Origin of the sequence: Agrobacterium sp. P15N1-A (assembly GCF_044626815.1) — a bacterium.
Classification (GTDB): Bacteria; Pseudomonadota; Alphaproteobacteria; order Rhizobiales; family Rhizobiaceae; genus Agrobacterium; species Agrobacterium leguminum.
Window position 1 is genome coordinate 294,658 of sequence record NZ_JBIUPF010000004.1, and the last position, 19,464, is coordinate 314,121.

Sequence of the window (19,464 nt, forward strand, 5' to 3'; positions counted from 1 at the left end):
GTCAGCGCCCCCCTGCCCCGGCCGCGCCGAAAAATTTGAGCTGCACGGCGTAAAGCGTCAGCGTCACCCCCAGCAGCACCAGTGCGGCCGCCCCGCCCATGCCCCAGTTGACGAGCGACTGGACGAATTGCGCAATGAGTTCGGCCAGCATCATGTTCGCCGTACCGCCAAGGAGCGCCGGGGTGACGAAGTAACCGAGCGACATGACGAAGACCATCAGCGCGCCGGAAATCATGCCGGGCGCGGCCAGCGGAATAAGGATACGGGTCAGCGCCTGAAAGCGTGTCGCCCCGCACAGGGCCGCCGCCTGAAGAATGGCCGGATCGATCTTGCGGATGACGCCATAGAGCGGAATGATGATGAAGGGCAGCATGATATAGGTCATGCCTATCGTTACCCCGGTAAGATTATTGACCAGCGCCAGAGGCTGATCGATGATGCCGAGTCCCATCAGCGTCTTGTTCACCACGCCCGTGCGCTGCAACAGCACCATCCACGCATAGGTGCGCGCCAGAAGATTGGTCCACATCGACAGGAGCAATATGGCAAAGACGATGGAAGCGAGCCGCGCCGGCATGATGGCGAGCGCCCAGGCGACGGGAAAGCCGATCGCCAGCGACACGACCGTGACCAGCGCCGACACCGCGAAGGTATTGAAGAAAATCTTCAGATAGGTGGAGCTTCCCAGCAGGGCGGCATAGTTGCCCAATCCGAAAACAGGTTCGGTGACGCTGCGCGACAGCAGGATCAGAACCGGAACGACGAAGAACAGGACAAGCAGGACAAGCGCCGGCAGGGTAGCCGTAAAGTTGCCGGGCCGGAAAGGCATCCGCACCTTCGCTTTCGGGCTGACTGTTTCATCGGTAAGCGAGACCATGCCCAAACCTCCCGGACGTGGAAAATCGCGCGGGCGCCTGTCGCGGCCCGCGCCGTTATCTTACTTCGCCTGCCAGGCGTACCAGCGCTCGCCAATCTCATCGCGATGCTGCGCCCAGTAGCTCATATCGGCATTGACCTGGCTTGCCGTCTGCTGGTCCGGCAGTGTCTTGGCGGTTTCCGGATCCATCAGCTTGGCGGATTCGATATTGACCGGCGCATAACCCGTCGCGGTCGCCATATCCGCCTGCGCCTGCGCAGAGGTGGCGAGCGCGATGAACTTCATCGCCGCATCCTTGTTCTTCGTTCCCTTGGGAACGACGAGGGAATCCGCCGCGGTGATGTTCTGCTGCCAGGAGGTCTCCACCTTCACGCCGCTTTTTTCAAGCGCCGTCATGCGCCCGTTCCAGACGCTGCCGAATGGCGCTTCCGCAGATGCAATCAACTGCTGCGACTGCGCGCCGCCGGACCACCAGATGATATCGGATTTGATCGTATCGAGCTTCTTGAAAGCGCGGTCGAGATCGAGCGGATAAAGCTTGTCGGCGGCCACGCCATCGGCCAGAAGGGCGGCTTCGATCACGCCCGGCGCAGACCATTTGTAGAAGGTTCGTTTACCGGGAAATTTCGCGGTGTCGAACAGATCCGCCCAGCTCTTCGGGCAGGCGGCCACGGCATCGACATTGCAGCCGATGACGAAGGAATAATAAAAGCTGCCGACGGAGTAGTCCGTCACGAAGCGCGGATCAAGTTTGGTCTTGTCGATGACGGCAAAATCGAGTTTTTCCAATAGGCCCTTCGGGCCGGCCTGCGCGGCATAATCGCCCTCGACATCGACCACATCCCAGGTCACGCCGTTCGCCTCGACCATGGCTTTCAATTTGCCGTAGTCCGTAGGACCATCCTGCACCACATTAATGCCGGTCGACACCATGAATTTTTCAGCCCAGGCCGCCTTCTGGGCGTCCTGCGTGGTTCCTCCCCAGCTGGAGAAAACCAGATCATTCGCCTCAGCAGATGCACCAAGGGCAAAAAGAGCGGCGCATGTCGTCAATACCAGTTTCAATTTCATGTTCCCTTACTCCGTTTTAGAGCTTCTTGTTGGTATGCACGTCGCAAACGGCGCATTTCACCCGAGCGGTGAAAATCGCGCTGGTTTCATGATCTTGTTTTCGGCGACTTCGATGAGGTCGCGGATTTTCGGAAGGAAGGACAACCAGCGCGGATCGGCCATGAGCCGTGCGCGCCGTTCTTCGCGGTCATCCAGGCTCGAAAAGGCCCAGATATGGACGATCTCATTGATCGGTCCGATCTCGGAGAAGAAGTAACCCACCAGCTCGCCGAGATGGATCTTCTGGATTTCGATACCCTCCTCCTCGACCACCTTGAGGTAGGCGGGAATGGCGCCGTTTTTCAGCCGGTAGGTACGGATTTCGTAAAACATGGGCTCACCGCATCACGAAGGGATCGGGGATCGGGTCATCGGAGGTGCGCAACCATATGGTCTTGGTGCGCGTGTAATCGAGCGCCGCCGCAAGCCCGCCTTCGCGACCGTCGCCCGACAGGCCGAATCCGCCGAAAGGCGCAATCGGAGAGACCGCACGGTAGGTATTCACCCAAACGATGCCGGCACGGATCGCTTTCATCAGACGGTGGGCGCGCGTCAGGTTCTGCGTGAAGACACCGGAGGCAAGGCCATAGACCGTGTCATTGGCCAGCGCGATGGCTTCCGCTTCGGTTTCAAATGAAACGACCGAGAGGACGGGGCCGAAGAACTCCTTCCCCATCGATGGGGAACGAATGCCGTCGCAATCGAGAATGGTTGGCCGATAGAAATAACCGTCGCCGTCTAGAGGCGCACCGCCTGTGACAACCTTGGCGCCCGCATCCACGGAGGCGGAAACCAGAGAAACGATATGCTTTCTTTGACGCTCCGTCGCCAGCGGGCCTACTTCCGTCGCCATATCCAGCGGCGAGCCGATGCGGATCGCCTCAGCTTTCGCCTTCAGAATATCGAGGAATCGATCTTTGATACTTCTTTCGATGATCAGCCGCGAGCCGGCGACGCAGCTCTGGCCGGTCGCGGCAAAAATGCCAGCCACCTGCGCATTGGCAGCACTTTCGAGATCGGCATCGGCAAAAACGAGGATCGGCGATTTGCCGCCGAGTTCCAGCGAGGTGGAAGCGAGGTTTTCAGCCGAATTACGCACGATATGACGCGCCGTTTCCGGACCGCCGGTAAAGGCGATATGTGCCACCTTCGGATGGGTGGTGAGCGCCGTGCCGCAGGATGCGCCGAAGCCGGAGACGATATTGACGACGCCGGCGGGAAAACCGGCTTCATGCACCAGCCGGGCAAATTCCAGAAGAGGTGCCGGCCCATCTTCCGAGGCCTTGACGACGATGGTGCAGCCGGCGGCGAGTGCGGGACCGATCTTGACGGCGGCGAGAAACAGCTGGCTGTTCCACGGCACGATGGCCGCCACGACGCCCACGGGTTCGCGTCGCAGCCAGACATCCATATCCGGCTTGTCGATCGGCAGATAGGCGCCCTCGATCTTGTCGGCCAGACCCGCATAATAACGATAATAATCCGCGACATAGGCAATCTGCGCGGAGGTTTCCCGAATGATCTTGCCGGTATCGCGGGTTTCGAGTTCGGCGAGCGCCTTCGCATTCTCACTGACCAGATCGGCGAGCCGATAGAGCAGCTTGCCACGCTGTGTCGCCGTCAGTTTCGACCAGCCTGCATCTTCGTAAAGCGCCCGATGCGCGGCTTCGACCGCACGACCGACATCGGCCTCGCGGCTTTCCGGCATTTCGGCCCATGCCGTGCCGCTTGCGGGATCGAGACTTGCGAAACGCGCCTCGCCATCTTCGAAACGTCCATCGATATAGCACTGGAAACTGCGCATCGCGTTACTCCCCGAAAGCCGGCATGACATCGGAAAGGAAGCGTTCCAGCGAGGCCTTCTTACGCTCGAAGCTCATGCCCGTATCGATCCAGAAGGAATATTCGTCATAGCCCATGGCCTCGTAAGCTTTAAGCCGGGTAATCACCTCATCGGCATTGCCCACGACATTGTTCTTTCGCATGACATCGGTGGAAAGCATCGCGTTGGCGGCGATGTCTTCGGGCGCAATACGCTCGATCAGCCCCTGATGGATCGGTGTTTCGTTTTTGAACCAGGCGAAGAAATAATTGTAATAGACGCTCATCTCATGCGCTGCCTGGGCGATATCGGCTTCATCGGAACCGACATAGGTGTGGCGAAGCAGCATGATTTTCGGCCGCTGTTTTTCCGGGTTCTTGGCGCAGGCATCGTTGAAGCGGCCCATCAGGGTTTCCACCTCGTCATCGCCCTGCCAAAGCGGCGTCACCTGCACGTTGCAATCATTGGCGACGGCGAATTCATGCGAATTCGGATCGCGCGCCGCCACCCAGATCGGCGGGAAGGGCTGTTGCAATGGCTTGGGAGCAGAGGTGGTGGCCGGAAATTTGTAGAACTCGCCGTCATGGGCATAGTCGCCTGCCCACACACCTTTGACGGCCGGGATCAGCTCGCGCATGCGCTGGCCGGCGCCCCAGGCATCGAGGCCCGGAAGCAGCCGCTCATATTCAAACGAGTAAGCACCGCGCGCAATGCCGATATCGAGACGGCCATCGCAGATGAGGTCGGTCATCGCGGCTTCGCCGGCAAGCTTGATCGGGTGCCAGAAGGGCGCGATTACCGTTCCCGTGCCAAGGCGCGCCGTCCTGGTGCGCCGCGCCAGATCGGCGATCGTCACGAAGGGGTTCGGGGCAATGGTGAAGTCCATGCCGTGATGTTCACCGGTCCAGATGGCATGCATGCCGCCGCGATCGGCGATTTCGCAAAGCGTTACGAACTCCTCGTAGAGCGTCTTGTGATCCTGCGAGGCGTCCAGCCGTTCCATATGGACGAAGAGGGAGAATTTCATGGGTTTGCCGCCTTCATCGAGATGGGGTGGACCCTGCCGGCAGTCTCGTTACCGACATAGACACCGAAGTTGCCGATTGAACTTTCCAGCGCGAACCGGTTGACAATGTCCGCCGTCGCGCCGGAGTCGAACTTTGCCGAAGCCAGCGCGCCGGGCAACAGAAAACGGCCATGGCGCGGCGCATCGTCACCATCTGCCAGCGCGTGGTAGACGATGTGCTGACGCCCATCCGCCTTGTTTTCATAAACCGAGTAAAGAAAGCCCGTCCTGACCGGCAGCCCGGTGAGTTCTTCCAGCCGCGCCGTCAGCGCCGCGACCGGATCGCCGCCCGCCACGACGCAGCCGGGCAGCGACAGCACATCCTCACCAACGAGGTAAATCTCGCCACGACGCTCGAGAACCGCGCCGACAGCGATTTCACCCTCTGCCGCAGCCGAAAGCGCCTTGGCGGCCAGCATCGGCGTGAAGTAACCGCCGCGCGCATAACCGAGGCCGTTCAGGCCGCTATTCTCGAACGCCTCGATGCGACCGAGCAGAATGACGTGGTCTCCGGCCTCGATAACCTCCTGCATCGAACATTCGAACCAGGCCGCAACATCGGCAAAGACCGGTGAGCCTGCCGGCGCATCCGACCAGATGGCGGCGGCAAAACGATCTTCCACCGGCCGGGCGAACGTATTGGACAGGTCCTTCTGGCCTTCCGACAGAATATTGACGGCGAAATTTTTCGCACCCCTCATCGTCGCGAAATTGCGCGAGGTGCGGGCAAGGCAGATCAGCAGCAGCGGCGGATCGAGCGAGACCGAGGTGAAGGAATTTGCGGTGAAACCCACCGGCTTTCCGGCTTCGTCGCGGGTGGTAACGATCGTCACCCCAGTCACGAAGGCGCCGAATGCGTCGCGCAGGGCGCGCGGGTCAAGGGTTGCAACGGTCATTGCGGCTCCTCCTCTAAAGCCAGCCATTCAGCCATCAGTGCATTGACGGTTTCGGGTGCGGTCAGATTGACCATATGCCGGTGCGCCTCAACGATACGGGCATAACCGCGCGGCGTGATCGCCGCCATCTGCTCCGCCATCAGGGGCGTGGAGTTCGGATCGTCCGAACCGGTCAGAAAAAGCGCCGGGCAGGTGACAGAAGGCCAGCGGTCGGCATAGGTCTCATCCCCGCCCGCAAAAGCGGTATAGGCGACCGCGTAACCTTCCGGATCGACCATTTCCAGCCAGCCTCTCGTCAATTCCCGGGCGTGCTGGCTTTTCAGATCATCGCCGAACCAGCGCAGCAAGGGGCCTTCCTTGTCCACGCCCGTGGTGCGGATCGCCGCCGCGCGCGCAAGCACCGCCGCCTTCGCAACGGGGTCGCGGCGATAAACACCGTTCAGATACCCGACACGCGCTATGCGATCTCCAAGCGTCGCGGCTGCCCCGCCGGAAATCAGCGCCCCCATGGAATGCCCGGCGACATTGGCGCGCTCTATCCGCATGTCGTCGAGAAACCGGCCGAACCAGCCGACGAAATCCTCAAGAGTGCTGCCGGCCGCAAGACGTTCGCTGCCGCCGTGGCCCGGCATATCGACCGCGATGACGCGGTGCGTCCTCGAAAACACCTCGATCTGCGGCGTCCATGCTTCGAGCCGCATTCCAACACCGTGGATGAGGATCAGATTCTCGCCCGCGCCGGCTTCGAAATAGGCGGCCCCGCCTCCGGTCGTTTTCCGGGGAAGCGTGGCGGCGCCTGTCTTTGCACCATTGACCCGTGACGTGTCGGCGACCCTTTGCATTGGCGTCCGCCTCAAACGCCGGCCGGATTGGCGACATCCTGACCGAGATCCTTCAGATCCTGATAACGGTCACCAATGCGGTGGTGCGGCCGGCCGCCAACGGAAGCACCGAGTGCGACCACGATCTCGTCGGCGGCCGGAGCATCGGGAATGGCCGTCTGGATCGTCAGATAATGCGAACGGCGACCCTCATCATTCTTGTCCATCAGCGGGATCATGATCGGCGCATTGCCGGGGCCGCGTGTGTTGCAGAAAGCGAGATAGGATTTGGCGCCGACCGCCTGACGATAGTGATTGCCGAAGCGCAGCGTATGGATGAGCGCGGAGGCATGTTCGATCTCACCATCCAGCCCCACGACGGCCGCCTTGCCATAGGCCTCCACCGCCTCGCCGGACCCGACGGCGTCAAGGATCATCTTCGTCAGCAATTCGCCCAGCACCGGCGCACCTGCGTGAATTTCCGGCTTCAGATCGGCTACGAAACCTTTGCCCGCCCACGGATTTTTAACGACCGCAATGGCGGCGAACAGCTTCAACGGCGCTGCGGCAGCCTTGCCCCCCTCAATCAACGTCGTTTCGACCTGCAGCAGGGTCTTGCGGATCTGGATGGACATCAGCGCTCTCTCCGTAAATATGATGGCTTATGGTATGCCATAATATACGACTGTCAAGTACCGTAATCCCGTAAGGGTGAGCAATGGAATTTTTGGGGTTGTCGTCGCCGATAAGCCGAGCGCTATGGCCAACCGATTGCACTTGGCAAGCAACGATTGGAGGCGGGAAAATGGGGCAGATTTGACCGGGGCGTCATCAGCCGGACTGGATGCGCAAGTAGCCGCCCGATACGGCAGCAATGTTACGGAAGATCAGGGAGCCGAGGCCGGCGGCCTCTATTCCTGACTTTCAAGCCGATATCGGGAACCGGGATAGAGCAGCCGCACGGACGTGACGGCGCGGCTTGATGACCAGGTTCTGCGGCGCACGAGAAGGCAGGGCTCGTTTCGGCTGATGGCCATCAATTTGCATTCCCAGGGCTGGGGCGATGCCGCCTCGATGAATTGCTCGGTGCGCGAAATCGGTGCCGCCGCCGTCAGATAGGCATTCGGGGTGAGCGTATTGAAATCCTGCATAAGATAATCCGGAGCGATCTCCGCATTGACGAAGCGATCTTCGAGCTGGATCGGCACATCGTCTTCGTGGTGCACGATGATGGAGTGAAAAACCTTCGCTCCCACGGCGATCTCCAGCGCCGTTGCAAGATCGGGACCGCAAACTTCCGTCTGGGCGAGAATCAGGCTCGGCCGATGCGTCGAACCGCGCTCCTTGATCTCGTCGGCAATGTTGCGCACGCCCATCATGCCGGCGCTTCGCTTTTTCGGGGCGACAAAGGACCCGCGCCCCTGCACGCGAACGATCACCCCCTCGGTTGCCAGCTCCCGCAGCGCGCGGTTTGCCGTCATGCGACTGACACCCAGCATGTCGACGATCTCGTTTTCGGAGGGTATCCTGTGGTTGGTCAACCACTCGCCGCTGGCGATCTTATCCTTGATCTGTTCTTTCACCCGCTCATACAGCGGCAAGGAGGAGCGATCGCCCGAGACAGGAAACTCGTTTTCGGTGACGGGCAGCATTCAAACTCCTAAAAATCGGGCGACTGCACAAAACGCAGCCAGAATCCGCGCAAGCACAAAATTATCACATCCTATCTTGCTTGTCTTTCGCAAATGTGTGAAGTTACATATACAACTTGAGGGGAAAATAATGGCAAGCGAAGACTCGATCTCCAGCGGCCGCAAGTCTCCCGCCGATAGTCGGGGCGATATTCGAATGCCCGCCCAGCGCAACGGCAGGAGCTGCCATGCCGGTGCCGAAGCCATGTTTGGTGGCTCGGCCGCGCAATATGCGCTGAAAGACCGCCCTTGCCAGAACCCGCCAACCGCATGCGCCTTCTACCCGGCGTCGCCAATGCGCGTGAACCATTTGAATTTTTCAAAGTTGTATAGTGAACTTTCGGCACATCGTTTCGAGGCGAACAACGAATTCCGTATTGATTCGACAATCAACCGGCTGCCGATTTCGATGGGACATGAAATGCACCAATGACCGCCGGGCTCACGGGTAGACATCTGCCCGGAGCGCCCGGCTGAAACCACAAAACGCATGCCAGCAACTTGCCAATCATCAAACCAAAAGGGGAATGCAATGCTGAATTCAAAGCTGAAAATCGCGCTGGCCACCACCGCGCTCATCATGGGAGCCTATGCCGGGTCCGCGAAAGCGGAAGGCTATTGCGCCGCTGGAAAGACCATCACCTTCGCCGGCATCGACTGGGAAAGCGGTGCTTTCATCACCGAAGTCATGAAGGAAATCCTCTCCAAGGGCTATGATTGCAAGGTCGATTCCATTCCCGGCAACTCCGTGACGCTGGAACAGGCGACCGCCAATAACGACGTGCAGATCTTCGCTGAAGAATGGATCGGCCGCTCCGACGTCTGGAACAAGGCTGCGGAAGCAGGCCAGGTAACATCGGTCGGAAAGACCTTCGTTGGCGCCGCCGAAGGCTGGTTCGTGCCGGAATATCTGGTCAAGGGCGACCCGGCAAAAGGCATCGAAGCCAAGGCTCCGGACCTGAAGAGCGTCGACCAGCTTTCCGACCCGAAGATCGTCGAGCTGTTCAAGGATCCGGAAGAGCCGACCAAGGGCCGCTTCCTCAATTGCCCCTCGGGCTGGACCTGCGAAGGCGTCAATACCGCTAAGCTGCAGGCCTACAAGCTGGAAGCAAACTATGTGAACTTCCGCCCCGGCACCGGCACCGCTCTCGACGCCGCCATTGCCGCCGCCTATCTCCAGGGCGAGCCGATGCTGTTCTATTACTGGAGCCCAACGGCAATCATGGGCAAATACAAGCTCATCCAGCTGCAGGAGCCGGCCTATAGCGACGCCTGCTGGAAGGAACTGACGAGCGCCGATGGAAAGCGCGACGCCGGTTGCGCCTTCCCCTCCGTCGAGGTGGCCTATGGCGTGAACAGCACCTTTGCGAAGGAAGCGCCGGAAATCATCGCGATCCTTGAAAAGGCGACATTCCCGCTGACCGAGATCAACTCCAGCCTCGCCTATATGACCGACAAACAGGTCGATGCGACAGCCGCCGCCAAAACCTTCCTTCAGACCAAGGCCGATATCTGGGGCAGCTGGGTTTCTGCGGACGCCAAGGCGCGGATCGAAGCCGCCGTCAAGTAAACATCGCAGGCGCGCCGGGCTTCCGGCGCGCATTTTCCCGTCAGGACAGGGGCCGGCTCCCGGACATGGGGTCGGCAGGCGCGAGGACGACACCAATGTTTCCTGAAGTTTTCCATATTTCCATCCGAGGCCCGATCAACGAGATCGTGCGTTCGCTGGTGGTGAATTACGGCTCCGTTTTCAAGGCGATCTCGCAGACGATCCTGCAGGCGATCCTCTTCGTGGAATGGGTGCTGCGCGGTCTGCCGTGGTGGGTCATTTTTCTGGTCTTCCTGGTGCTCGCCTGGTTCGCGGCGAAGAAGATTTCGCTCGTCATCATGGTGGCGGTAATGCTTTTCATCGTCGGCGCGCTCGGTCTCTGGGACCTGACAATGCAGACGCTGGCACTGATGCTGATTGCCAGCCTCATCTCCATCGTCATCGGCGTGCCCATGGGCATCCTGCTTGCCAAAAGCGAGTGGGCAAGGCGCATCACCCTGCCGGTGCTCGACGTCATGCAGACCATGCCGAGCTTCGTCTATCTCATTCCCGCCATCATGCTTTTCGGTCTCGGCAAGGTTCCGGCCGTGCTGGCCACCATCGTTTACGCCGTGCCGCCGCTGATCCGCCTGACCGATCTCGGCATCCGGCAGGTGGACCGGGAAGTGGTGGAGGCGGCGACCGCCTTTGGCGGCAGCCCGAGACAAATCCTCTTCGGCGTCGAATTGCCGCTCGCCACGCCCACGATCATGGCCGGCCTCAACCAGACGATCATGATGGCGCTCTCCATGGTCGTCGTCGCCTCGATGATCGGCGCGCGCGGCCTTGGCGAGCAGGTGCTGAACGGCATCCAGACGCTCGATGTCGGCAAGGGCCTCGAAGCGGGCCTCGGCATCGTGATTCTCGCAATCGTGCTCGATCGTATCACCCAGGGTTTTGGCCGATCCAGCCGGAAGGAAATGGGCAATGACTGATATCCATATCCGCAACGTGTCCAAGATCTTCGGCGGCAACTGGAAGGCTGCGCTCGCCATGGCGCAGCAGGGCGCGGAAAAGAGCGAAATCCTCGCAAAGACGGGGTGCAGCGTCGGGCTCGACAATGTCAACCTCGATATAGCGGGCGGCCGCATTTTCGTGATCATGGGCCTCTCCGGTTCCGGCAAGTCGACGCTGGTGCGCCATATCAATCGCCTTATCGAACCGACAAGCGGCGAGATTCTCGTCGGCGACGACAATGTTCTCGCACTGAAACCGAAAGATCTGCGCGACTTCCGCAACCGGCGCGTCAGCATGGTGTTTCAGAATTTCGGCCTGATGCCGCACCGCACCGTGTTGCAGAACGTCGTTTACGGCCAGCGCGTGCGCGGGTTGACCAAGGCCGACGCACGGCCCATCGGCATGAAGTGGATCGAGACCGTGGGCCTTTCTGGCTATGAGGACAAGTTTCCGCACCAGCTTTCCGGTGGCATGAAGCAGCGTGTCGGTCTGGCCCGCGCGCTGGCCGCCGATACCGACGTCATCCTGATGGACGAGGCCTTTTCGGCGCTCGATCCGCTGATCCGCGCCGACATGCAGGACCAGTTGCTGCAACTCGAAAAGAACCTGCACAAGACCATCGTTTTCATCACCCACGATCTCGACGAGGCGCTCCGCATCGGCGCGCAGATCGCGATCCTGAAGGACGGCAAACTGGTGCAGGTGGGAACGCCGGACCAGATCCTCAACAGCCCCGCAAACGACTATGTCGCCCGTTTCGTGGAGCGCCGCACGGGTGCGGGAGAAGGCCAGCATGGCTGATACGATCACCATCGATCGTCCCCTCACCTGGCAAGAGATCGCCGCTGCTGCAAAAGGTGCGACGCTTTCCCTGTCGGATAAAGCGTGGCGGCGCATTGCCGAAGCCCGCGCCATCGTCGATGCGCTGGTCGAAAAACGGGTTCGCGGTTACGGTATCAACACAGGTGTCGGCGCGCTCTGCGATGTGATCGTCGACATCCCGCAGCAGCAGGCCCTCTCCCGCAACATCCTGCTCAGCCACTCCTGCGGCGTCGGAGAACCGCTCGGACGCGAAGAAACGCGCGCCATCATGGCCGCCCAGATCAACAACTTCGCGCATGGTTATTCCGGCGTGCAGGTCAAGACGGTCGAAGCGCTGCTCGCCCTGCTGAATGGCGATATTCTTCCCGTTATTCCGTCAAAGGGCTCGGTGGGTTACCTCACCCATGCCGCGGCCATAGGTCTGGTGCTGATCGGCGAAGGCTGGGCCCGCCACGGCGGCGAACTCATCAGCGGCAGACAGGGGCTCGAAAAGCTTAACCTCGAACCCATGGTTCTTCAGGCGAAGGAGGGGCTCAGCCTCGTTAACGGCACACCCTGCGCCACCGGCCTCGCCAGCCTCGCGCTTGCCCGCACGACTTCGCTCCTTGACTGGGCCGATGCGGCAGCGGCGATGAGTTATGAAAACCTTGGTGCGCAGGCCGATCCCTTCGCCGCAGGGCCGCTGGCACTGCGCAGCTCGCCCGGCATCCAAACCGTCGGCGCAAATCTGCGCCAGCTTCTGGCGGCAAGCCCGCTTCTTGCCCGGTCGGCCGGATCGCGCACGCAGGATCCGCTCAGCCTGCGCGCCGTGCCGCAGGTGCATGGCGCCGTTCGCGACAGCGTCGCGCAGATCGCCGATGTCGTAGACCGCGAGCTCGCGAGTGTCACGGACAATCCGGTCGTCGGCGGCACGCCGCAGGCGCCCGAGGTCCACTCCCAGGCCCACGCCGTCGGTGCGGCGCTCGGGCTTGCCATGGATGGGCTGGCGACGGCCGCAGCCGAACTTGCGGCGATTTCCGAGCGGCGTATCGACCGGCTCGTCAACCCGCTTGTCAGCGGGCTGCCCGCCTTTCTGGCGGAAAGCGATGGTGTCTGTTCCGGTTTCATGATCATCCAGTACACGGCCGCAGCGCTTGCCGCGGAAAACCGCCGCCTCGCCGCCCCCGCCAGCCTCGATGGCGGCATCACCTCCGCCTTGCAGGAGGATATACTGACTCACGCCACCGCCGCTGCCGACAAGACGCTTTCGATTATCGGCAATCTGGAAACCATTCTGGCAATCGAGATCATGAGCGCCGCGCAGGCCTACGACATGCAGCCAGGCGAAGCCGGCCGTGCGCCCGGCACCGATAGGCTTTATCAGCACGTCCGGACGGCGGCGCCATTTTACCGCGACGACCAGCCGCTCAACAATCTGGTAGCTGCCGTTCGGGAAATGCTGCAAACCACGCTTGCGGGAATAGGTGCCGACGCAGGCTAGATACTGCGCCGGAAATTTTAGCCGAATACGAGGCGGAAGAGGTCACTCTTTGCCGCTCTTCTGGGCGATGAGAACGGCTTCCGCAATCGCGCTTGCGCTCGCGACATGGTCCAGAGCCGCCTTGTAAGCGGCGTCTCCGTCCCCCTGCCGGATGGCTTCGACGATCTTTTCCATTTGCGCCGGACCTTCGGTATCGCGGCTTTTCGTCTTGATCGTCATCGAACGAAGATGGTTGATCCGCACCGTCAGCAGGTTGACGACGCCCCAGGCGACATGCCGGTCGATCTTGCTGAACAGCGTCTGATAAAAGGACGAGGTATGCGCCAGAACGCCCGGCATATCCCTGGCGACATAGCTTTCGCGGATATGCCTGAGCGACACTTCAAGCGCTTCCACGATGGCTGGATCGCGGCGCTCCGCACAAAGGCGTGCCGCCATTCCCTCCAGCGCACCGCGAATTTCATAAATCTGCTTCGCCTCATCGAGATCGAGCATCGCGACCATCGGCCCCTTGTTCGGCAAATTCGCAACCAGCCCCTCGGATTCCAGATGCCGCAGGACCTCACGAACGATGGTGCGGGAAACGCCGAGCTGGGCGCAGAGATCGCGCTCGACCAGACGGTCGCCCGGGCGGAAATAACCGTTCACGATGGCGTCACGGACCTTGTCGAGAGCGAGCTCCCTCAACGTCTTTGTCGGGCGCTCAACGCGAATGGCAGTTCCGTGCGAAGCATCTGTCATGGTATCACCTCGTTTGACACCTCCCGTTTCGTTGCAACGCAGTTACGAACAAAACGGGAAATGGCTTTTGTATTATGGCGTACCAGCTTATTTAGCGCCGTGCTCTGCTTAAGGCAACATCAGCGCGGCTCACGCAGAATGCTCATCCCATTCTTTCCGAAGCGTAAGATCCGGGACCGGGGGGAAACACTACGGTTCGGCTGCCATTCAGGAATACGCGCCGATGAATATGGGCGTGGATGGCACGCGCCAGCACCTGCGCTTCCACGTCGCGGCCGAGCGAAACATAGTCCTCGGCCGACTGGGCATGGGTGATGCGCACGATATCCTGCTCGATGATCGGTCCCTCATCCAGATCGGCGGTCACATAATGCGCCGTTGCACCGATCAGCTTCACACCGCGCTGATAGGCCTGCTTGTAAGGGTTGGCGCCCTTGAAGGACGGCAGGAAGGAATGGTGAATATTGATGATCCTGCCCGACATCGCCTCGCACATCCTGTCGGAAAGCACCTGCATGTAACGCGCCAGCACGACGAGTTCCGTACCTGAGCTTTCCGCGATCTCCATGATCCGGGCTTCGGCCTGCGGCTTGTTCTCTTTCGTCACCGGAATGTGGTGGAACGGAATGTCGTGATTGACGACGACCTTCTGATAATCGAAATGGTTGGAAACCACACCGACAATATCGATCGGCAGCGCCCCGATGCGCCAGCGGTAGAGCAGGTCATTGAGGCAATGGCCGAAGCGCGACACCATCAAAAGAACCTTCATCCGCTCTGCCTGGTCGTGCAGCGCCACCTCCATGCCGAATTTTTCGGAAATCGGAGCAAGCCCGGCCATCAACGCGTCGCGTGTGGCCCCCTCCTCGGAGATGAAACCCACGCGTATGAAAAAACGACCGGTGCCGAGATCGTCGAATTGCGAACTGTCGACGATGTTGCACCCCTTCTCAGCGAGAAAGCCTGAAAGGGCGGCGACAATGCCGCGGGTGGATTTGCATGTCACGGTCAGGACGAAGTTCGTCATCTGGCACTCTTTCTGTCATCGATAAAGCATGTCTCCCAAAAGTGTGCAGCGATTTTGGGAGACATGCTTAAAAACAAAGATCTAAAGCGCGTGGCATGAACCAGATTGGACGCGACGCGCTTTAGTGAAAAACCCCGCGCTTTTGATCAGCGCGGGGAAAAGCCGCAAGAGCGGCGGGGAAACCCGGGCTCAGACGTCGAGGGTGGTCTGATGCTCCCATGCGGTGAATTGCGAGCAATAGCTGTTCCACTCACCCTGCTTGAGCTTCAGATAGGCCTTGGAGAATTCCGTGCCGAGCGCCTGCTGCAACTCCGCATCCTTCTCATATTCGCGCAGCGCATCGAGAAGGTTGAGCGGCAGCTTCGGTGCATCCGTAACCTTGTGGCCCTCGCGGTACATGTCGATATCGTAGTGCGGACCGGGATCGGCCTTGGAGCGGACACCGGAAAGGCCGGCGGCGATGATGATGGCCTGCAGCAGATAGGGGTTCACGGCTCCATCCGGCAGGCGCAGTTCGAACCGTCCCGGCCCCGGCACGCGCACCATATGGGTGCGGTTATTGCCGGTCCAGGTCACCGTATTCGGCGCCCAGGTCGCGCCGGAAATCGTTCGCGGCGCGTTGATGCGCTTGTAGGAATTGACCGTCGGATTGGTGACGGCCGCAAGAGCGGACGCATGTTTCATGATGCCGCCGAGAAACGTCTTGCCCTTGGCCGACAGACCGAAAGGCATTTCCCTGTCGGCAAAGGCGTTGACCTTGCCGTCGATGTCCCAGACCGAAATATGGGCATGGCAGCCATTGCCGGTCAGGCCCTTGAAAGGCTTCGGCATGAAGGTGGCGCGCAGCCCGTGTTTTTCGGCGACGGATTTGACCATGAATTTGAAGAAGGAATGTTTGTCTGCGGTCTGCAGCGCGTCGTCATATTCCCAGTTCATCTCGAACTGGCCGTTCGCGTCCTCATGGTCGTTCTGGTAGGGCTTCCAGCCCAACTCCAGCATGTAATCGCAAATCTCGGCGATCACATCATAACGGCGCATCACCGCCTGCTGGTCGTAGCAGGGCTTCTCCGCCGTATCGTATTCGTCGGAGATTTTCGCACCATCCGGCGAAATCAGGAAAAATTCCGGCTCCACGCCGGTCTTGACCCTGAGCCCTTCGCTTGCCGCCTCAGCGATAAGCTTTTTCAGCACCACGCGCGGCGCCTGCTCCACCGGCTGGTCTTCCATCACGCAATCGGCGGCGACCCAGGCGACATCCTTTTTCCAGGGGAGCTGGATGACCGAGGAGGCGTCGGGCACGGCGAATAGATCGGGATGGGCGGGCGTCAGATCGAACCAGGTGGCGAAGCCCGCAAAACCCGCGCCATCCTTCTGCATATCGGCAATGGCTTCTGCGGGAACCAGCTTGGCGCGCTGGCCGCCGAAGAGATCGGTATAACTGATCATGAAATATTTGATGCCCTTTTCGGCAGCAAATTTGGAGAGGTCCAGTGTCACGTCATTCCCCTTTTTTTGAATATCAGACACTTCATCGAAAAAAGACGGGCACATCCTCCCAAATGCGCCCGTCCGTTCTTTATGGCTTAAAAACTGCCTTTGCCCGGGAACCAGTTGGTTCCCGCAAGCGGAACCTGCGCCATGGCGGCAGCCTCCATCGTCAGCGCCACCAGATCTTCCGGCTCCAGATTATGGAGATGGTTCTTGCCGCAGGCACGCGCGATGGTCTGCGCCTCGAGCGTCATGACCTTCAGATAATTGGCGAGGCGGCGGCCGGCGGCGACGGGATCGAGGCGTGCTGCCAATTCCGGGTCCTGCGTGGTGATGCCGGCGGGGTCTTTGCCCTCGTGCCAGTCATCGTAAGCGCCGGCCGTGGTGCCGAGTTTCTGATATTCGTCTTCCCACTTGGGATCATTGTCGCCGAGCGCAACCAGTGCCGCCGTGCCGATGGCGACCGCATCGGCACCCAGCGCCAGTGCCTTGGCGACGTCAGCACCCGAACGGATACCGCCGGAGACGATCAGCTGCACCTTGCGGTGCATGCCGAGATCCTGAAGCGCCTGCACGGCGGGGCGAATGCAGGCGAGCGTGGGCATGCCGACATTTTCGATGAAGACATCCTGCGTGGCCGCCGTGCCGCCCTGCATGCCGTCAAGCACCACCACATCCGCACCGGCCTTCACCGCCAGCGCCGTATCGTAATAGGGCCGTGCACCGCCAACCTTGATATAGATCGGTTTTTCCCAGTCGGTAATTTCACGCAGTTCGAGGATCTTGATTTCCAGATCGTCCGGGCCGGTCCAATCAGGATGACGGCAGGCGGAGCGCTGGTCGATTCCCTTCGGCAGGTTGCGCATATTGGCGACGCGATCGGAAATCTTCTGACCCAGCAACATGCCGCCGCCGCCCGGTTTCGCGCCCTGACCGACGACGACCTCGATGGCGTCCGCACGGCGCAAATCCTTCGGGTTCATGCCGTAACGGGAGGGCAGATACTGGTAAACCAGCGTCTGGCTGTGGCCACGCTCCTCATCCGTCATGCCGCCGTCGCCGGTCGTGGTGGAGGTGCCGGCGATTGTTGCGCCCCGGCCAAGCGCTTCCTTGGCGTTGCCTGACAGAGCGCCAAAGCTCATGCCGGCAATGGTGATCGGCGTTTTCAGCGTGATCGGCTTCCTGGCGAAGCGCGTGCCGAGCGTCACGGTCGTATCGCATTTCTCGCGATAACCTTCGAGCGGATAACGCGAGATGGACGCGCCGAGAAACAGGAGATCGTCGAAATGCGGCACCTTGCGCTTCGTGCCCGCGCCGCGAATATCATAGATGCCGGTTGCCGCCGCGCGGCGGATTTCCGCCAGCGTGTGGTCATCGAAAGTTGCGGATTTGCGCGGCGGGGTGAAGGGGTTGTGATAGCTCATAGGAAAATCCCTCGCCTCAATACGCGTCGGCGTTGTCGATGTTGAAATTGTAGAGCGTGCGGGCCGAGCCGTAGCGCTTGAACTCGTCAGGGCTGACATCCGTGACGCCGGCTTTGTCGAGAAGTTCTGCGAGCTTTTCGAGATGTTCGGGGAGCATCTCCTTCTCGATGCAATCGGCCCCGAGGCTCTTCACCGAACCGCGCACAAAGAGCTTCGCCTCATAAAGGGAATCGCCCAGCGCATCGCCCGCATCGCCGCAGACGACGAGGTGGCCGGACTGGCCCATGAAGGCCGACATGTGGCCGATATTGCCTTTCACGACGATATCGATGCCTTTCATGGAAATGCCGCAGCGCGAGGCGGCATTTCCCTTGATGACCAGAAGCCCGCCGCGGCCTGTGGCGCCGGCATATTGCGAGGCGTCGCCCTCGATGACGACCGTGCCGGACATCATGTTCTCAGCGACACCCGGCCCAGCCGAGCCGTGCACGGTGACGGTGCCGCCATCATTCATGCCGGCGCAATAATAACCGACCGAACCGTGCACATCGACGGTGACGGGGCTGTCGATGCCGACCGCCACGGCATGGTGGCCGCGCGGATTGACGACCTCGAATTCGGTGTCGTTTGCGCCCGAGGAAAGACCGTGGAGCGCCTTATTGAGTTCACGCAGCGGCGTGTGGGAGAGATCGAAAACTGGCATGGATTATGACTTTCAAAACAGGCGCCGATGACGGGGCTCAGGCGGCCTTTTCATGGTCCCAGAAATAGACGGTCGCCGGTTCCGGCTCCCAGACGCGGGCATTTTCAATGCCGGGCAGATTGACCAGAGCGCGATACTCAGAGCCGAAAGCGACATATCGGTCGGTCTCGGCCATGACAGCAGGCTTGCAGGCGATGGGATCACGCACCACGCCGAAACCGGATTTGGTGCCGACGACGAAGGTGAAGAAACCATCGAGATCATCGAGCGCGCCGGTCAGGGCCTCGCCCAGATCCTTGCCCTTGGCCATTTCCGCGGTGAGATAGGCGGCGGCGACTTCCGAGTCATTCTGGGTCTCGAACGTCATGCCCTCGCGCACCAGTTCGCGACGCAGATTATTGTGGTTGGAAAGCGAGCCATTATGTACCAGGCACTGGTCTGCACCGGTGGAGAAAGGATGCGCGCCAAGCGTCGTCACCGCCGATTCCGTCGCCATGCGGGTGTGGCCGATGCCATGGGTGCCCGCCATGGAGCGCACGTCGAAACGGGTGACGACATCCTTCGGAAGACCGGTTTCCTTGTAGATTTCGACGCTGTCGCCGGAACCCATCACGCGCACATTCGGGCGGATTGCGGAAAGAACCGGACGGATACCATCCAGTTTTTCGGCGGGAATATCGAGAACCGCATGAGTGCTCTTCACCGTGATCACGGCATCGACGCCGCTTTCCTTCAGCGCTTCGGCGAGGCCGGAAAAATCGGCGGCAGGATCGGCCGACTGGATCGTCACTTTCGCCCGGCCATTGGCAGCGCTTCCGTAGATCGCGATGCCGGCCGAATCCGGGCCGCGATCGGTCATGGTAACGAGCATGTCCGAAAGCAGCTGACCCAGCTGCGGTTCAAGGCTTTTGTCTTTCAGGAATAGTCCAACAATGCCGCACATCGACAGGC

Annotated in this window: 20 protein-coding genes; 5 read left to right on the forward strand and 15 right to left on the reverse strand. The window is 60.6% G+C overall.

Annotation, left to right across the window (positions count from 1 at the left end; genetic code table 11):
* Window position 1 precedes the first annotated feature (1 nt).
* The 9 genes from ACIK7D_RS16415 to hutC all read right to left on the reverse strand — a co-directional run bounded on the left by ACIK7D_RS16415 (window position 2) and on the right by hutC (window position 8,244).
* Complete coding sequence (locus ACIK7D_RS16415; RefSeq protein ID WP_400156933.1) at window positions 2–829, reverse strand: ABC transporter permease; 828 nt, start codon at window positions 827–829, stop codon at window positions 2–4.
* A gap of 108 nt (window positions 830–937) precedes the next feature.
* The gene (locus tag ACIK7D_RS16420; protein WP_127755519.1) at window positions 938–1,948 is read right to left on the reverse strand and encodes an ABC transporter substrate-binding protein; all 1,011 of its coding nucleotides are present in this window, start codon (window positions 1,946–1,948) and stop codon (window positions 938–940) included.
* 57 nt (window positions 1,949–2,005) lie between these two features.
* The gene (locus ACIK7D_RS16425) at window positions 2,006–2,320 is read right to left on the reverse strand and encodes an NIPSNAP family protein (RefSeq protein WP_400156815.1); all 315 of its coding nucleotides are present in this window, start codon (window positions 2,318–2,320) and stop codon (window positions 2,006–2,008) included.
* A 4-nt stretch (window positions 2,321–2,324) separates the two neighbouring features.
* Window positions 2,325–3,791 (reverse strand): aldehyde dehydrogenase, encoded by a 1,467-nt coding sequence (locus ACIK7D_RS16430; protein WP_400156816.1) that lies wholly within the window; start codon window positions 3,789–3,791, stop codon window positions 2,325–2,327.
* Window positions 3,792–3,795: 4 nt separating this feature from the next.
* Window positions 3,796–4,836: an LLM class flavin-dependent oxidoreductase gene (locus ACIK7D_RS16435; RefSeq protein WP_400156817.1), complete on the reverse strand. Its 1,041-nt coding sequence runs from the start codon at window positions 4,834–4,836 to the stop codon at window positions 3,796–3,798.
* Window positions 4,833–5,771, reverse strand: a complete 939-nt coding sequence (locus tag ACIK7D_RS16440) for a flavin reductase family protein (RefSeq protein ID WP_400156818.1) — start codon at window positions 5,769–5,771, stop codon at window positions 4,833–4,835. Before ACIK7D_RS16440 ends, ACIK7D_RS16435 begins: the two co-directional genes overlap by 4 nt.
* Window positions 5,768–6,613 carry an alpha/beta fold hydrolase gene (locus tag ACIK7D_RS16445; RefSeq protein WP_142845376.1) on the reverse strand — a complete coding sequence of 282 codons (846 nt, stop codon included), beginning with the start codon at window positions 6,611–6,613 and terminating at the stop codon, window positions 5,768–5,770. The genes ACIK7D_RS16440 and ACIK7D_RS16445 overlap by 4 nt, the downstream gene beginning before the upstream one ends.
* An 11-nt stretch (window positions 6,614–6,624) precedes the next feature.
* Entirely contained in the window at window positions 6,625–7,227 is a 603-nt protein-coding gene (locus ACIK7D_RS16450; RefSeq protein ID WP_003519589.1) for an amino acid synthesis family protein, read from the reverse strand.
* A gap of 276 nt (window positions 7,228–7,503) precedes the next feature.
* A complete protein-coding gene (hutC, locus tag ACIK7D_RS16455) occupies window positions 7,504–8,244 on the reverse strand; it encodes a histidine utilization repressor (protein ID WP_400156819.1) in 741 nt (246 codons plus the stop codon).
* A 130-nt stretch (window positions 8,245–8,374) separates the two neighbouring features.
* On the opposite strand from hutC, the gene ACIK7D_RS16460 reads away from it, so the two are divergent.
* From ACIK7D_RS16460 to hutH, 5 genes are all read left to right on the forward strand, one after another.
* Window positions 8,375–8,716, forward strand: a complete 342-nt coding sequence (locus tag ACIK7D_RS16460) for a hypothetical protein (protein ID WP_400156820.1) — start codon at window positions 8,375–8,377, stop codon at window positions 8,714–8,716.
* Window positions 8,717–8,815: 99 nt separating this feature from the next.
* Entirely contained in the window at window positions 8,816–9,853 is a 1,038-nt protein-coding gene (locus ACIK7D_RS16465; RefSeq protein ID WP_400156821.1) for an ABC transporter substrate-binding protein, read from the forward strand.
* Window positions 9,854–9,948: 95 nt separating this feature from the next.
* Complete coding sequence (locus ACIK7D_RS16470) at window positions 9,949–10,806, forward strand: proline/glycine betaine ABC transporter permease (protein WP_003519593.1); 858 nt, start codon at window positions 9,949–9,951, stop codon at window positions 10,804–10,806.
* A complete protein-coding gene (locus ACIK7D_RS16475; RefSeq protein ID WP_400156822.1) occupies window positions 10,799–11,629 on the forward strand; it encodes a glycine betaine/L-proline ABC transporter ATP-binding protein in 831 nt (276 codons plus the stop codon). The genes ACIK7D_RS16470 and ACIK7D_RS16475 overlap by 8 nt, the downstream gene beginning before the upstream one ends.
* The gene (hutH, locus tag ACIK7D_RS16480; protein WP_400156823.1) at window positions 11,622–13,130 is read left to right on the forward strand and encodes a histidine ammonia-lyase; all 1,509 of its coding nucleotides are present in this window, start codon (window positions 11,622–11,624) and stop codon (window positions 13,128–13,130) included. Before ACIK7D_RS16475 ends, hutH begins: the two co-directional genes overlap by 8 nt.
* Window positions 13,131–13,172: 42 nt before the next feature.
* Here hutH and ACIK7D_RS16485 read toward each other — a convergent pair whose 3' ends face one another.
* The 6 genes from ACIK7D_RS16485 to ACIK7D_RS16510 all read right to left on the reverse strand — a co-directional run bounded on the left by ACIK7D_RS16485 (window position 13,173) and on the right by ACIK7D_RS16510 (window position 19,456).
* The gene (locus ACIK7D_RS16485) at window positions 13,173–13,871 is read right to left on the reverse strand and encodes a GntR family transcriptional regulator (protein WP_080819568.1); all 699 of its coding nucleotides are present in this window, start codon (window positions 13,869–13,871) and stop codon (window positions 13,173–13,175) included.
* Window positions 13,872–14,013: 142 nt separating this feature from the next.
* The gene (gene purU, locus ACIK7D_RS16490) at window positions 14,014–14,898 is read right to left on the reverse strand and encodes a formyltetrahydrofolate deformylase (RefSeq protein ID WP_400156824.1); all 885 of its coding nucleotides are present in this window, start codon (window positions 14,896–14,898) and stop codon (window positions 14,014–14,016) included.
* Window positions 14,899–15,087: 189 nt separating this feature from the next.
* A complete protein-coding gene (glnT, locus tag ACIK7D_RS16495) occupies window positions 15,088–16,395 on the reverse strand; it encodes a type III glutamate--ammonia ligase (protein WP_137453592.1) in 1,308 nt (435 codons plus the stop codon).
* Between the two features lie 86 nt (window positions 16,396–16,481).
* The gene (locus tag ACIK7D_RS16500) at window positions 16,482–17,810 is read right to left on the reverse strand and encodes an FMN-binding glutamate synthase family protein (protein ID WP_020813492.1); all 1,329 of its coding nucleotides are present in this window, start codon (window positions 17,808–17,810) and stop codon (window positions 16,482–16,484) included.
* Between the two features lie 16 nt (window positions 17,811–17,826).
* Window positions 17,827–18,513: a protein GlxC gene (locus ACIK7D_RS16505; protein ID WP_400156825.1), complete on the reverse strand. Its 687-nt coding sequence runs from the start codon at window positions 18,511–18,513 to the stop codon at window positions 17,827–17,829.
* Window positions 18,514–18,550: 37 nt separating this feature from the next.
* Window positions 18,551–19,456 carry a glutamine amidotransferase family protein gene (locus ACIK7D_RS16510; RefSeq protein ID WP_400156826.1) on the reverse strand — a complete coding sequence of 302 codons (906 nt, stop codon included), beginning with the start codon at window positions 19,454–19,456 and terminating at the stop codon, window positions 18,551–18,553.
* Window positions 19,457–19,464 lie beyond the last annotated feature (8 nt).

What these genes read in the sequence shown, in the direction of transcription:
- ACIK7D_RS16475 (WP_400156822.1), top strand. Translation starts at nt 10,799, where the DNA reads ATGACTGATATCCATATCCGCAACGTGTCCAAGATCTTCGGCGGCAAC.
- ACIK7D_RS16420 (WP_127755519.1), bottom strand. Translation starts at nt 1,948, where the DNA reads ATGAAATTGAAACTGGTATTGACGACATGCGCCGCTCTTTTTGCCCTT.
- purU (WP_400156824.1), bottom strand. Translation starts at nt 14,898, where the DNA reads ATGACGAACTTCGTCCTGACCGTGACATGCAAATCCACCCGCGGCATT.
- ACIK7D_RS16505 (WP_400156825.1), bottom strand. Translation starts at nt 18,513, where the DNA reads ATGCCAGTTTTCGATCTCTCCCACACGCCGCTGCGTGAACTCAATAAG.
- ACIK7D_RS16485 (WP_080819568.1), bottom strand. Translation starts at nt 13,871, where the DNA reads ATGACAGATGCTTCGCACGGAACTGCCATTCGCGTTGAGCGCCCGACA.
- ACIK7D_RS16430 (WP_400156816.1), bottom strand. Translation starts at nt 3,791, where the DNA reads ATGCGCAGTTTCCAGTGCTATATCGATGGACGTTTCGAAGATGGCGAG.
- ACIK7D_RS16435 (WP_400156817.1), bottom strand. Translation starts at nt 4,836, where the DNA reads ATGAAATTCTCCCTCTTCGTCCATATGGAACGGCTGGACGCCTCGCAG.
- ACIK7D_RS16500 (WP_020813492.1), bottom strand. Translation starts at nt 17,810, where the DNA reads ATGAGCTATCACAACCCCTTCACCCCGCCGCGCAAATCCGCAACTTTC.
- ACIK7D_RS16510 (WP_400156826.1), bottom strand. Translation starts at nt 19,456, where the DNA reads ATGTGCGGCATTGTTGGACTATTCCTGAAAGACAAAAGCCTTGAACCG.
- ACIK7D_RS16445 (WP_142845376.1), bottom strand. Translation starts at nt 6,613, where the DNA reads ATGCAAAGGGTCGCCGACACGTCACGGGTCAATGGTGCAAAGACAGGC.
- ACIK7D_RS16470 (WP_003519593.1), top strand. Translation starts at nt 9,949, where the DNA reads ATGTTTCCTGAAGTTTTCCATATTTCCATCCGAGGCCCGATCAACGAG.
- ACIK7D_RS16465 (WP_400156821.1), top strand. Translation starts at nt 8,816, where the DNA reads ATGCTGAATTCAAAGCTGAAAATCGCGCTGGCCACCACCGCGCTCATC.
- hutC (WP_400156819.1), bottom strand. Translation starts at nt 8,244, where the DNA reads ATGCTGCCCGTCACCGAAAACGAGTTTCCTGTCTCGGGCGATCGCTCC.
- ACIK7D_RS16450 (WP_003519589.1), bottom strand. Translation starts at nt 7,227, where the DNA reads ATGTCCATCCAGATCCGCAAGACCCTGCTGCAGGTCGAAACGACGTTG.
- ACIK7D_RS16425 (WP_400156815.1), bottom strand. Translation starts at nt 2,320, where the DNA reads ATGTTTTACGAAATCCGTACCTACCGGCTGAAAAACGGCGCCATTCCC.
- ACIK7D_RS16440 (WP_400156818.1), bottom strand. Translation starts at nt 5,771, where the DNA reads ATGACCGTTGCAACCCTTGACCCGCGCGCCCTGCGCGACGCATTCGGC.
- hutH (WP_400156823.1), top strand. Translation starts at nt 11,622, where the DNA reads ATGGCTGATACGATCACCATCGATCGTCCCCTCACCTGGCAAGAGATC.
- ACIK7D_RS16460 (WP_400156820.1), top strand. Translation starts at nt 8,375, where the DNA reads ATGGCAAGCGAAGACTCGATCTCCAGCGGCCGCAAGTCTCCCGCCGAT.
- ACIK7D_RS16415 (WP_400156933.1), bottom strand. Translation starts at nt 829, where the DNA reads ATGCCTTTCCGGCCCGGCAACTTTACGGCTACCCTGCCGGCGCTTGTC.